Origin of the sequence: Vallitalea guaymasensis (assembly GCF_018141425.1) — a bacterium.
GTDB lineage: Bacteria > Bacillota > Clostridia > Lachnospirales > Vallitaleaceae > Vallitalea > Vallitalea guaymasensis.
Genome location: NZ_CP058561.1, coordinates 3,488,389 through 3,501,807 on the forward strand (window position 1 = coordinate 3,488,389; position 13,419 = coordinate 3,501,807).

Below are 13,419 nucleotides of genomic sequence, written 5' to 3' on the forward strand. Positions count from 1 at the left end.
CATGCGGTTTGTAATTGTTACAGGAATGTCTGGAGCAGGCAAAAGTATATCTTTAAAGATGTTAGAAGATATCGGTTTCTTTTGTGTTGATAATCTTCCGCCGGTACTTATAAATAAGTTTGCTCAGATTTGTTTCAGTCCTGATTCAGGAATAGATAAAGTAGCTTTGGGAATAGATACTAGAGGTGGAAATTTATTTACTGAGCTTCTTAATGAGATAAAGAAATTAGAGAACGAAGGTTATGAATTAGAAGTTCTTTTTCTAGATGCTAACGATCAAACTCTAGTCAAGAGATTCAAAGAAACAAGACGAAAACATCCTCTTGTGTCAGAAGGCAGAATACAAAATGGTATTGATAAAGAGAGAAAAATATTGGAGCAGGCTAAAAAAAGAGCTAATTTCATCATTGATACCAGTAAATTACTAACAAGAGAATTGAAATCAGAATTAGCAAAAATATTTTTAGAAGGTAAGAAATACGAGAATTTAATTATTACTGTTCTATCCTTTGGATTCAAATACGGGATTCCTTCAGACGCTGATTTGGTTTTTGATGTAAGATTTATTCCTAATCCTTTCTACATACCAGAACTAAAAGAGAAATCAGGTAATGAAAAGGAGATTAAAGATTATGTACTGAAATGGGATGTATCGAACAAATTCATTGATAAATTGGATGATATGATTAATTTCTTGATTCCAAATTACATCCAAGAGGGTAAAAATCAATTAGTTATTGCTATAGGTTGTACAGGTGGTAAACATCGATCTGTCACTTTGGCTAATGAGCTATACAATAGATTATTAAAACAGGATTACAGTACCAACATTTATCACAGAGATATAGAGAAAGATTCAAAACTAAAGAATTAAATTTTTCGTAGCTTATTATTAGCATTGAGGAGTGAGTTATTAAATGATTCAAGATATGGACGACATAAAAATAGTAACTATGGGTGGCGGTACTGGATTATCTACTATGTTAAGGGGACTTAAAAAATATACCGAAAATCTCACAGCCGTTGTTACCGTTTCAGATAATGGAGGCAGTTCAGGAATACTTAGAAGAGAATTAGATATGCTTCCTCCAGGTGATATAAGAAACTGTATATTAGCATTAGCTGAAACTGAACCCATAATGGAAAAAGTTTTTCAATATAGATTTACAGAAGGAAGTCTTAGTGGACAAAATTTCGGTAATCTCTTTTTAGCAGCTCTTAATGGAATATTTGGAAGTTTTGAACAAGCAATTGAAAAGACAAGCGAAGTCTTAGCAGTAAAAGGCAAGGTTCTTCCGGTGACCATAGAAAACGTTGAATTATGTGCTCTATTCGATGATTTAGTTTTAGTGGAAGGGGAGAGTGAAATTGTTCAAAGATGTAAAAACGATAGAAAAAACATCAAAGACGTTTGGCTGCATCCCAAAAATCCAAAACCATACGATAAAGTAATAGAAGACATTAATGAAGCTGATATATTGGTACTTGGACCAGGCAGCCTGTATACCAGTATTATCCCTAATCTACTGGTAAAAGATATTGCAGAGGTAATAAAAGAATCCAAACCAACAGTCATTTATGTAAGTAATATAATGACTCAGCCAGGTGAAACAGATGATTATAATTTAATAGATCATATTAATGTTATTGAAAAATATCTAGGAAAAGGTATAATAGATTATATTATAGTTAATAACCAAGAAATACCTAGTGAAATTCTAGAACTCTACATAGAGGATGGAGCAATACCTGTTACATACAATAAAAATTTATTGAAAGATAAAGGAATAAAAGTATTAGAAGCTCCATTATTGAAGATACTAAGTGGGACCACATTAATTAGACATAACTCTGATAAACTAGCAGAAGTTATAATATCTATATTGAAACAACTATAACCAATCCTGCATTTTGCCATCTATAGCCTAATAAATATGCAAATAATGGGTAAAATAATTAGAATGATAGGGTGTGATTATATGTCTTTTTCTTCAAAAGTAAAAGAAGAATTATCAAGGCATATTGGCAGTGCAAGACATTGCAGAATCGCTGAAATAGCAGCTATTATTAACATTTGTGGTAAGATAAAAGTAGTAAATAACAATGAAATAACAATAAAAGTACAAACAGAAAATGCTGCTGTTGCAAGAAAGTACTTTACATTGTTGAAAAAAACATTTAATATTAATGTTGAAGTATTAATAAGGAAAAACACTCAATTAAAAAAGAGTAGAATATATGTAATGTATATTACTAATGCTAGGATAGCTCTTAAAATACTGAAGGCTATAGGTATTGCAGAGTTTGGAGAAGATGGAAGACTTCATATAGTCCATCGGATAAATCCTTTGATTGTACAAAGTACATGTTGTAAAAGAGCATATATAAGAGGAGCTTTTTTAGGGAGTGGTTCATTAAGTGACCCAGAAAAGACATATCATCTAGAATTTGTTAGCGGGCATAAAAATCAAAGCGAAGAATTAAGAAGATTAATTAATTCATTTGGTATGGAATCCAAAACAATAATGAGAAAAAAATATTATATCACTTATCTAAAAGAAGGATCTCAGATTGTTGATTTATTAAATATTATGGAAGCACATGTTGCGCTAATGGACTTGGAAAATGTTAGAATCTTGAAGGAAATGAGAAATAATGTTAATAGAATTGTTAACTGTGAGACAGCAAATCTTAAGAAAACAGTATCTGCTGCTGTGAGACAAGTAGAAGATATTAAATATATAGATCATACTGTTGGTCTTAATTCTTTACCGGAGCCTTTAGAAGAAATTGCTAGAATAAGGTTAGAATATACATCAGCTACTTTAAAGGAATTAGGTACATTGCTAGATCCACCAGTAGGCAAATCTGGAGTTAATCATCGATTACGAAAAATAAGTAATATTGCTGAAAAATTAAGAGACAAAAGGGAGGATAACTATGATAGAGAAAAAAATAACAGTTAAAATCGCTTCAGGACTTGAAGCTAGACCAGTAGCTTTATTTGTACAAGTTGCAAGTCAATTTGAAAGTAATATTTATGTAGAGATGCAAGATAAAAAGGTTAATGCTAAAAGCATAATGGGTATGATGTCACTAGGTGTATTAGAAGGTGAAGATATTACCATATCAGCAGATGGAACTGACGAAGAAAAAGCTATTAATGAGCTTGAAAAGTACTTAAGCGAAGATAAATAGTTATTAATAAAAATAAAAGGAGGCTGTCAAACAATGGCAGTCTCTTTTTGAGTGGTGAAAATACTAAATTCTATTTTTCATGTATAAGGATTAATTCCCAAAACTAACCATAATATACAAAATTAATATGTGAAATACTAAGAAGGCACAGCAAAAGTTGACAGTTAAGAGTGCAAAGTAGATTATCTGCTTTGATTAGACGAAGGGATGTATTTCATATGAAGAAGTTATTAATTATTATACTATGTTTAGTGCTGTTAGTTTCATGTACCAGAAGTGATAAAGAGAATAATGATATAAGTGAAGATGTTGATATAAGAATAGGATGCACAACTTATCCATCATCCTATGCACAAGCCGTTTTACTTAGTGAAATAGTTAATAGGAAAGGATATACCTCAAAAATCATAATGAATGATACAGATAAGATGTGGGATAATCTTGGTAATGGTAAAACTGATGTTCTGTTAAGTGGTTGGGTACCTACTATTGATACAGGAAGAAAAGCAGAATTAGAATCTCTAATCAAAGACTTAGGAACCAATTGTAGAAATCTATCTAATGGAATCTACGTTCCTAATTATACTCTTACAGGGTTTTTGTGTGAACTAGAAGATTACAAGGAAGAATTTTCAAATACAATATATGTTTGTAAAGAAAGCAATATAATTATTGAAGAAACCAAAAGCATGTTACAGAAATATAGTATGGAATATAATATAAAAGAAGTAGACTACGAGGAATTAGATGCATTGATAAAAAAATCCATTGATAACAAAGAATGGATAGCAGTTGCTTTGTGGACACCTAATGGTACTATAAATAAATTTGGCTTAAGGCATCTAAGAGACACCAAGAACATATTTACCAATAATATTGATACCCATACTATTGTCAGAAGTGAATATACCCATCCAGAATTATTGAATATACTTGATAACTATTTCCTAAGAACAGGAGAATTAAATGAATTGATTAATGTATTAGATGAAAATGACCAAGAAAAAAAGATTGTTAACTCTTGGTTGGATAACAATCTTCAGATATTAAATAGAGTGATAGATATGAAATAGGGAACTAAATCAATCCTCCATCTAATGTTATTATTTGTCCTGTAAGATAAGAAGAATCAGATGAAGATAAATAATAACATAGGTTGGCTACTTCTTCTGGTTTTCCAATTCTATTTGAAGGAATCTCTTCAATAATGGTATCCAGGTCTTCTTTTGCAAGGCATGAATTCATATTGGTATCTATCAAACCACAAGCAATGGCGTTAACACGTATATGACTGGGTGCAAGCTCTTTTGCAAGTGCTTTTGTAAAAGAATTCACTCCACCTTTTGAAGCGGAATAAGCAACTTCACAAGAGGCTCCAGTTATACCCCACATAGATGTTATATTAACTATATTACCACTTTGATTCTTAATCATATCAGGTACAGCTTGATGACATACATTATACAAGGATTTTAGATTAGTATTTATCATGTTATCCCACTGATCTTCACTAGTATCTGTGAATAACTTTATACTTGATATACCTGCATTGTTGATAACTATATCAACATTTCCAAATACTAGCTTTATCTCTTCAAACATCTCCCTAACAGAATTATAATTGGATACGTCAGCCATTATGGGAAGACAAGATACATCGTAATCTTTTATTATTTCAGAGGTTTCTATGAGCTCATTAAAACTTGACGAGCAATTGATTACAACGTTATATCCTTCTTTGGCATATTTTATTGCAATCGCTTTTCCTATGCCTCTGGAAGATCCTGTTACAAGAACAGTTTTCTTATCCATGAATATTCATTTCCTTTCTATGAAACTTTAATTATCATTAGTGTATTAAATGCCTCTTAACATAGCAATTTCTTCTTTATATAAATTAGTTTTTTTATCTATCCATGGAGTTTCCAGAATAAGTGGTTTATTATCACATATATCACTGTGAACTATATTATAGAGAGATTCAAATCCTATTTGGTCTAGACCACGTTTATTAGTAGTATCAGCTCCAATATTAGCATGTCTGTCTTTTCTTGAACCCCTAATATTAAGAGAACCATTTATATGAAAGACTTTTAATCTGTCAAGTCCTATAACATTATCAAATTCTTCCATAATACCATCGAAATTATTGATGATATCATAGCCGCTATCATGAGTGTGGCAGGTATCAAAACATATACCTATCTTATCTTTTAATTCAACTTTGTCGATTATTCTTCTAAGTTCTTCGAAGGTCTTTCCTACTTCTGAACCTTTTCCTGCCATGGTTTCCAAGCATATATAAGGTTTAGTGTCATTTGTCAGCACATTGTTTAATCCTTCTGCGATCTTGTCGATTCCATAGTCAGTATCTTTAACTGTATAGGAACCAGGATGGACTACAATATAATTAGAACCGATTACTTCTGTTCTTCTAATTTCTTCTTTCAAAAAAGATTGAGCCAACTCATATATATCATCTTTTACTGAAGCTAGATTAATGATATAGGGAGCATGGACAACGATATCTCTGATATCATGTTCTTTCATAAATTCTTTGCCTTCTTCTATCTTCATGTCTTCTAAAGGTTTCCTTCTGGTATTTTGTGGTGCACCAGTATATATCATGAATGTATTAGCATTATATGAATGAGCTGTTTCTGCAGCGCCAATGAGACCTTTTGATATAGATACATGAGATCCAATTAGTATTGACATATATATCACCTTCTTAAATGTATTTTTTTACAAGATAATAACCATTATTTAACAAAAAATTTGAACTTGAAATAGTAAAAAATATATAAAAAGTAATTTTTTTACTGGGTTGGTGAAACAAAATTAATATAAATTTCGTCTAATGTGGGAAAACTAAATAAAGTATTCTATGTAATAAGGATAATATATTAAACTTATCAAAATAGATGTATTTATGATTAAGTTCAATATATGTAGTTGTATATAAATAATATACATGAATGAATATTACATAGCAACATTAATTTTAATTATCTCCTCCAAGTTTATTTTAGTATTTTTTAATTCTTAACTATTTATACAAAAAACTAATTTATTATTTTTGACAAGGAATATAACACTATATGTTTAGTGTATTGTAAATTAAACTAAATAATAAATAGGTATAACTTATAGATTAGGTTAAATTATTAGAACTAAATTAAATTAAAAAAAATGTTAACTGTTTGTAATGTTTTTATGGTATGATATTAGATGATTAATAGGAGGTAGAAAGATGAACAATAAAAAACGATCTAGTACATTACTAATGTTAATTATAGTAGTAGCAGTAATTTTGACAACTTCATTAGTTATTGTACTAACGGCTAATGATAATAAATTAGCCCATGGACAAGATGACGTACCTGGTGAAGAAGAAATCAACGGCTCAAATAACACTGATGAGGAAGATAATAAAGAAGAAGAAGTTAAAAAGCCAGAATCATTAAATGCTTTATTAATAGGATTTGACAAATCAAACGGACTATCTGATGTTGTTATGGTAGCCCATTTAGATACTGATACTAACCAAGTAAAATTAATATCATTACCTAGAGATTTATTCATTGATTTCAGGGAAGATGGATTTGACAAGATAAAGAAAGAAAATAATATCAGGGTTAAATATTGTAAACTGACAGAAGTCTATTCCAATGCTGGTTGGGATGATGATGCTTTGTTAGTAATAAAAGATGTTGTAGAAGAAGTAACACAATTGGATATTGATTATACAGCTGCTGTTACTATAGAAGGTTTTAAAAATATCGTAGATGCTGTTGGTGGAGTAGAATTTTATGTACCAGAAAAAATGGACTACGAAGACGAAGCACAAGATTTATACATTCATCTAAAAGAAGGGCTACAGGTATTAGATGGAGATAAAGCTGAACAATTAGTTAGAAACAGACACTATAAAGGCGTTCCACCAGATCTTAAAAGAATTCAGATGCAACAAGATTTCTTGATAGCAATGAGTAATAAAATTCTAGGGATTAGGGATTTTGATCAGATAAAAGAGTTGGCATCCACAGTTTATGGTCATTTGAAAACTGATTTTGGATTAATAACTGCTAATGAATACGTTAGTTATATATTTAATCTTGATTTGAAAGAAATTCTTTTACCAGAAAATAGGATTACAATACCATCAGATGGAGAAAAAATAAACGGTATATGGTATCAGACTTATAAAAAGGATGTTGTACTAGAGTCTATAGACACACTTATGAACAAGAAACCAACAATGCCAGCAGAAACTACACCTGATGATAAAGAAGAAGACCAAGCTAGTTGTACTGATACAAAAGATGATAATGAACATGAAAAGACTACAGAAGCTATGAAAAACAAAAGTCTAAGCACTAAAAATGACGACAGTAAGATAGAATTTGTTTATTAATATTTGTCTATAATATTAAAATTTAACAGATTTGTAATATTTTCTAATATCATGTTAATTATTGTCAATTATACCTACTTTTGATATACTAGTTATAGTAATATTAATCCACAAAAAGTAAATTTTGATTGGATAATTATTGTAAAATACATTAGCATGTTCTAAATTATGGTAGTATGAAAATCTTAGATGATAATAAGTTTAAACAAGGTTATCTATTAGTAATAATGCTATTTAGATACCTTGTTTTATAAAATGCAAAAATAGATTTTATGGACATGCTTGAAATTATAGGAGGGTAAAATTGGATAATAATAAGAAAGCTACATTACTAACCAAATTTCTAAAAGTGTTTTTAATTTCAGTAGTCATATTTTCTTTGATAGCTGGTGTTGCTACTGGGGGTTACGTATTACTTAATAGAGGAAAAGATAAAACAGATAATCCTAAAAAAACGGAGACTGGTACAGGTAAAGAAGATGACCCTGGTTCTACTGAAGAAGTTGATAAGGAAAAACAGATATCTACCTTTGCAGTATTTGGTGTAGATAAAGATGGTTGGCGTACTGATGTAACAATGGTTATGACATTTAATCACATAACAAAAGGAATTAACATAGTCTCTATTCCAAGAGACACATTAGTGGAATTACCCACTGAAATACATAATGAATTATTAGAAGGAAGAAAAGATACTCCTAAGAAATTAAAAATCAACGGTATTCCAGCATATGCACCAAAAAATGAAAGAAATGAATATTCTGTTAGAATGATAGAATATCTGTTTGACATAAAAATTGACTATTATTTTAATTTGAACATCAAAGCATTTAAAAAGATAGTTGATATTATAGGTCCTATTGAGTTTGAAATACCATTTGATATGTATTATCCAGATCCAGCACAAGATTTGTACATTAATCTTAAAAAAGGAGTACATCAATTAAACGGTGCTCAAGCAGAACAGCTTATCAGATACCGAAAAGGCTATGCTAATGGAGATATAGGACGTATCAATATGCAGCATGAATTCATGAAAGCTTTTGTGAATGAAGTATTGACTGAAAAAAACAAGCTTAATATTTTAACAATTGGAAGTACTATAATTAGTAATACAACTACTAATTTTGATGACTTATTGAATTACTATGAGTATATTGATGATATAAATTTAGATAATATAGAGTTATATACATTGCCAACGGATAGACAAGGTGGTTCCGAATATTATTATTATGATAAGGAAGCATCAAAGGAGTTATTTAAAAAGATTACACAAGTGAGTGATACCAATGATAATGAAGATAATACAAAAGAAGGTACAGATGCAGAAACCAAGCCAGAAGAGCCAAAGATTATAAGTAGTAAAGGACTAAAAATAGAAGTACTTAATAGTTCAAAACTTACCGGTTTAGCTGGTAGAACCAAAGAAAAATTAGTAGGTGATGGTTTCACTATATCCAAGATAGGTAACTACAATACTGAAGTATTACAAAAGACTAAGATCATTATCCCAAATGAGGGTATGGGAGAAGATTTGAGTAAATACTTCAAGGATGCAGTTATTGAATTGGATGCAGAAGCTTTACCGGAAGGGGTAGACGTTAGAATTATTATTGGTACTAATGATAGAGATGATAATTAGGAATTGATATTGGACATAGAGGAGTAGATATTGACTGATATTAGCATTCCTTACTGACAAGATTAGGGGTTGATATAATGAGAAAAATATTTAAGAAGTTATTTAGTGTTTTAGTTCTAGCAGCAATTATAGTTAACAACAAGATTTCATTTGCAGGTACAACTGATAATATTTTATATCAAAATACCGAAAAAGAAACTATCTCCAGTGGTATTACATATGAAAAAAATACCAGATTAACAGAAGCAGGATGGGTTGATGTACATATCATAGAAGCAGATTTGACTAATCCATTTGTCAAGTTGGATGTAATCAGGAATACAGATGGGTTTGGACTTAAAGATTCCCTTACATCCCTATCAGAAGAAAATAATGTCATAGCTTCTGTAAATGCAGACTTTTTCAATATGAAGAATAATCCTACTGATATTATAGGATTTGAATATGAAAAAGATGGAATCATCATAGGAAAACATAATTTCAATGCAGGTGGTAATTCATATGGTTCATTATTTCTTGACTCAAATAATATGCCTTTCATTGATTTTATGAATATGAGTTTGTTGATGACTAGTGAAGATGGTGAAAAAAAATTATACTTCAGTGGATTCAATCAGATAACGATGCTGCCTGAATCTGTAGTTTATTTTGATAAATATGCGATGCAGGATACAACAGAAATAGATGAAAAAAATCCTGGACTATGTAAGATGGTTATAGAAGATAATGTTGTTACGTACTTATCTACACCAGGAGAGACTATAACAATGCCTGAAAATGGTTTTGTGATAGTTATGAATGAAGAAACAGCTCTTTATAGTTTCAAAAGTTTTACAGTTGGTACAAAGATAGTCCTTAACAAAAATACCAATATTGATATAGAGTCAATAAATCTGGCAATTAGCGGTGGAGGAAAAGTTGTATCACAAGGTGTAATCAGTAATGAAGGATATGTGGTCGATAGAAAAAGAAGACACCCTCGAACAGCTATCGGTTATAATCAAAGCAAAGATAAATTATACATGGTTGTAGTTGATGGTAGAGGTTCAAGTATTGGTGCTACTCATGATGAATTAGGTAAAATACTTCTTGATAATGGAATATATGATGCCATTCATCTTGACGGTGGTGGTTCAAGTACTTTAGTAGGAAGACACTTAGGGTATTCTAATGTTAATGTATTCAACAGACCATCTGGTGGAGTACAAAGAAGAATTCCTAATGGAATAGGTTTAACTTCTATAGCTCCAGTCAGTGAGTTATACGAAGTAAAGATAGTAGCTGATAAAACTAGAACATTCAAAGATATGCCTATTACTTTTAATGTTCTTGGTTATGATGAATACTATAATCCAATAGAAATAAACAGTGACAGCCTAATTTGGGAGACAGTAGGAATCAATGGTAAATGGGAAGATAATAAATTCTATCCTCAAAGTGAAGGAAAAGGAACAGTGAAAGCACATGTAAATGGTATTTCTGCTGAGATTACTGTTCAATCTACCAATGAACCTATTTCCTTGGAAATAAATCATGAATTTAGTTTCTTAGAACCAGGAGAATCAACTAACCTTAAGATATTAGGAATTGATAAAGATGGTTATAGAGGTGAAGTCAACTCTAAAAATGTAACATGGGAAGTGGAGAACAAAAGTATTGGTGAATTCCAAAATGGACAATTTGTTGCAAGTAACAATCTTGGACAAAGCCTAATAAAAGGTACAATAGGTGATACAACTGTCTATGGATATGTTATCGTCAACAAGGAAACAGGACTTATTGATTCATTTGAAAATGATACAAAAACACATACTACAGCTCATCCAGAAACAGTTTCAGCTACGGCAGAAGTTATAAATGAAGCTCATGAAGGTAATAATTCTATTAAATTGAATTATAGTTTTAAAGAGTCAACTAATACTCAAGCAGCTTATTTAGAATTTGATGAGCCATACACTTTTGATAAAAAACTTAATAAAGTTGGACTTTGGGTAGAAGGAAATGGTATCAATCACTGGTTGAGAGGAAGAGTTATAGATGCTGATGGAAATCAGAAACTATTGACATTTTCATATGCTGTTGATTGGACAGGGTGGAAATATGTAACTGCCGATGTACCACAAGACGTTAAATATCCAATACAACTAGATAGAATATACGTAGCTAATTTACATTGTCCACAAGACGACAGTTTTGAATTGAAATTTGATGAATTGACAGCACACTACGCTTTTGATACATCTAACCTTTCTTTACCTAAAGAACAGATTTACGACCCATTTGGTAAAAAAACAGTGGAAAATCCACAGATGAAGATGTCTATATTTGGAAGCACTGGGGCTAAGAATACACTGTTAGATGGAATAGTACAACGTGAAGTATTAGGAAAAATGGAAGAAATATCAGATGTAAGCTTATTTGTCGGAAATACTAACATACCAAGTGATGAATTAAAGAATGATATTGTGACTTGGAATAATCAATATAAAGTTACTGACTATGAAAATGTTAGAATTATTAATTTAGCTACATCCAAAAACAGTATGAGATTAACAGACCCTAACCAATGGAAGAGATTTGTTAATGATCTTAACAATACTAAACAGAAACATATATTCATTACATTAGATAAAAACCCTTTGAAATTCAGTGATGAAAGAGAAGGAAAATTATTCAGTGATATACTTAAAAAAGTTAAAGAAGAAAAAGATAAAAATATCTTTGTTATAAATGGTAGCGGCTACGATTTTAATGTAGAATATGTAGAAGGTATCAGATATATGGATATTAATGGATTATGGTATAGAGTCTATGGTGATAATAAAGTAGACTTGAATGATAAATTCTATATTATCAATTTCAATATTAATCCTGATGATATATCATACAACGTTACTAATGTTTATCCAAAATAATTAAAGAATAGGTGGTTTTTACATGGGCAAAAAAGGATATCGTATTATAATATGTTGTTTACTGCTTATTGTTACAGGGGTATTATATACATCAACAAAAGCTTCTAGTGTAGATCCAGGAACTATACAGGATCCATTGGTCACTAAGAGTTATGTTGACGAAAAGATAGCGCAAATTAGTAACAACCAAGGGAGTTCCTCTGGTAATAATCAAAATACTAATACTGATATTGACTATGCAAAAATTTATTCAGAAGTTAGTATGTATATTGATGGTAAGCTTGAAGGTATAGGTGATAATACTGCAACAGCCAAGTTTGAAATTATTGAACTTGAAGCAGGACAAAAACTTATTTGTAAGGATAGCACAGAAGTTATTTTAAGAGCTGGTTCAGCTACTATAATTGGTAATGAAACAGGTGATGGAATTTCTGATATTACCATTGGTATAGATTTGGCTATGGGTGTTGTTGTGCCTAAAAATCATTTGCTTATTGTTCCAAGAGATGATGGAAGAGGATTACAGATTGCGACTAAAGCTTATGTTATGGTTAAGGGTGAGTATAGCGTAGAGGATGAGGTTACTAGTGAAGAAGAGGTAGCAACCGATATTGGAGAAGATGGGAATTAGACTATTAATTATAAATAACGGAGGTCCCGTGCCTAGGGACAGTAAAGGTGAATGTTTCGCCGGCTAATTTTACGTCCATGTAAAAAAAGCCGGGTTCGCCGTCCATGGCTCACTACTTCACATTCACCTTTACTATCCCTTTTGGGGATGGCTCGTGATATGTATGTCGGAATTATAAGCTGAGTATGAATTACTAGCAGCTATAGCTTTTAAAGAGACTAAAATAGTCAATAGCCAATCGGTTATGTAGCTTAGAAGAAAAAGTGTTTTGTGATTATATTGATGATTATTTCGTGGCAAAATAGTATATGTATATGTGGAGTAGTGAGGCAGGACGCCGAACCAAGCTTTTAATCTGACAGCCCTACTGGACTGTCAGGAATAATTATGGACTCGATGTCCATCATTATTCGGTGAGCTCAGGACGAGCAAGTAGCTGGCGTAACATATACATATACTGTTTTGCAAAAACCAAGTCAGAACAAAACACTTTTTCTGACCGACCTGACTCAATCCTAGTAAGGAACTTAACAAAAGCAAGATAGTTTTTAATAACATTTTATGGTATAATTCTATAAAGAAAATACAAGATTATTTATTAGTAAAGTAAAGT

Annotated in this window: 11 protein-coding genes; 9 read left to right on the forward strand and 2 right to left on the reverse strand. The window is 31.0% G+C overall.

Annotation, left to right across the window (positions count from 1 at the left end; all coding sequences use genetic code 11):
• The first annotated feature begins 1 nt into the window (after position 1).
• The 5 genes from rapZ (at position 2) to HYG85_RS14970 (ending at position 4,271) form a co-directional block, all read left to right on the forward strand.
• Entirely contained in the window at positions 2-874 is an 873-nt protein-coding gene (gene rapZ / locus HYG85_RS14950) for an RNase adapter RapZ (protein WP_212690341.1), read from the forward strand.
• A 43-nt stretch (positions 875-917) separates the two neighbouring features.
• The gene (locus HYG85_RS14955; RefSeq protein WP_113673643.1) at positions 918-1,898 is read left to right on the forward strand and encodes a gluconeogenesis factor YvcK family protein; all 981 of its coding nucleotides are present in this window, start codon (positions 918-920) and stop codon (positions 1,896-1,898) included.
• 81 nt (positions 1,899-1,979) lie between these two features.
• On the forward strand, positions 1,980-2,966 hold the full coding sequence (gene whiA, locus HYG85_RS14960) for a DNA-binding protein WhiA (RefSeq protein ID WP_113673644.1): 987 nt from the start codon (positions 1,980-1,982) through the stop codon (positions 2,964-2,966).
• Positions 2,941-3,198 carry an HPr family phosphocarrier protein gene (locus tag HYG85_RS14965; RefSeq protein WP_113673645.1) on the forward strand — a complete coding sequence of 86 codons (258 nt, stop codon included), beginning with the start codon at positions 2,941-2,943 and terminating at the stop codon, positions 3,196-3,198. The genes whiA and HYG85_RS14965 overlap by 26 nt, the downstream gene beginning before the upstream one ends.
• Before the next feature lie 218 nt (positions 3,199-3,416).
• A complete protein-coding gene (locus HYG85_RS14970) occupies positions 3,417-4,271 on the forward strand; it encodes a glycine betaine ABC transporter substrate-binding protein (protein ID WP_212690342.1) in 855 nt (284 codons plus the stop codon).
• Positions 4,272-4,275: 4 nt separating this feature from the next.
• On the opposite strand, the gene ymfI is transcribed toward HYG85_RS14970, so the two are convergent.
• Both ymfI and HYG85_RS14980 read right to left on the reverse strand, forming a co-directional pair.
• Positions 4,276-5,010 carry an elongation factor P 5-aminopentanone reductase gene (gene ymfI / locus HYG85_RS14975; RefSeq protein WP_212690343.1) on the reverse strand — a complete coding sequence of 245 codons (735 nt, stop codon included), beginning with the start codon at positions 5,008-5,010 and terminating at the stop codon, positions 4,276-4,278.
• Positions 5,011-5,055: 45 nt separating this feature from the next.
• Positions 5,056-5,916: a deoxyribonuclease IV gene (locus HYG85_RS14980; protein WP_212690344.1), complete on the reverse strand. Its 861-nt coding sequence runs from the start codon at positions 5,914-5,916 to the stop codon at positions 5,056-5,058.
• Positions 5,917-6,451: 535 nt separating this feature from the next.
• On the opposite strand from HYG85_RS14980, the gene HYG85_RS14985 reads away from it, so the two are divergent.
• The 4 genes from HYG85_RS14985 to HYG85_RS15000 all read left to right on the forward strand — a co-directional run bounded on the left by HYG85_RS14985 (position 6,452) and on the right by HYG85_RS15000 (position 12,806).
• A complete protein-coding gene (locus HYG85_RS14985; RefSeq protein WP_212690345.1) occupies positions 6,452-7,615 on the forward strand; it encodes an LCP family protein in 1,164 nt (387 codons plus the stop codon).
• Positions 7,616-7,919: 304 nt separating this feature from the next.
• Positions 7,920-9,260, forward strand: coding sequence for an LCP family protein (locus HYG85_RS14990; RefSeq protein WP_212690346.1), 1,341 nt, complete (start codon positions 7,920-7,922; stop codon positions 9,258-9,260).
• Positions 9,261-9,337: 77 nt separating this feature from the next.
• Entirely contained in the window at positions 9,338-12,175 is a 2,838-nt protein-coding gene (locus HYG85_RS14995) for a phosphodiester glycosidase family protein (protein ID WP_212690347.1), read from the forward strand.
• Between the two features lie 22 nt (positions 12,176-12,197).
• Complete coding sequence (locus tag HYG85_RS15000; protein ID WP_212690348.1) at positions 12,198-12,806, forward strand: hypothetical protein; 609 nt, start codon at positions 12,198-12,200, stop codon at positions 12,804-12,806.
• The last annotated feature ends 613 nt before the right edge of the window (positions 12,807-13,419 follow it).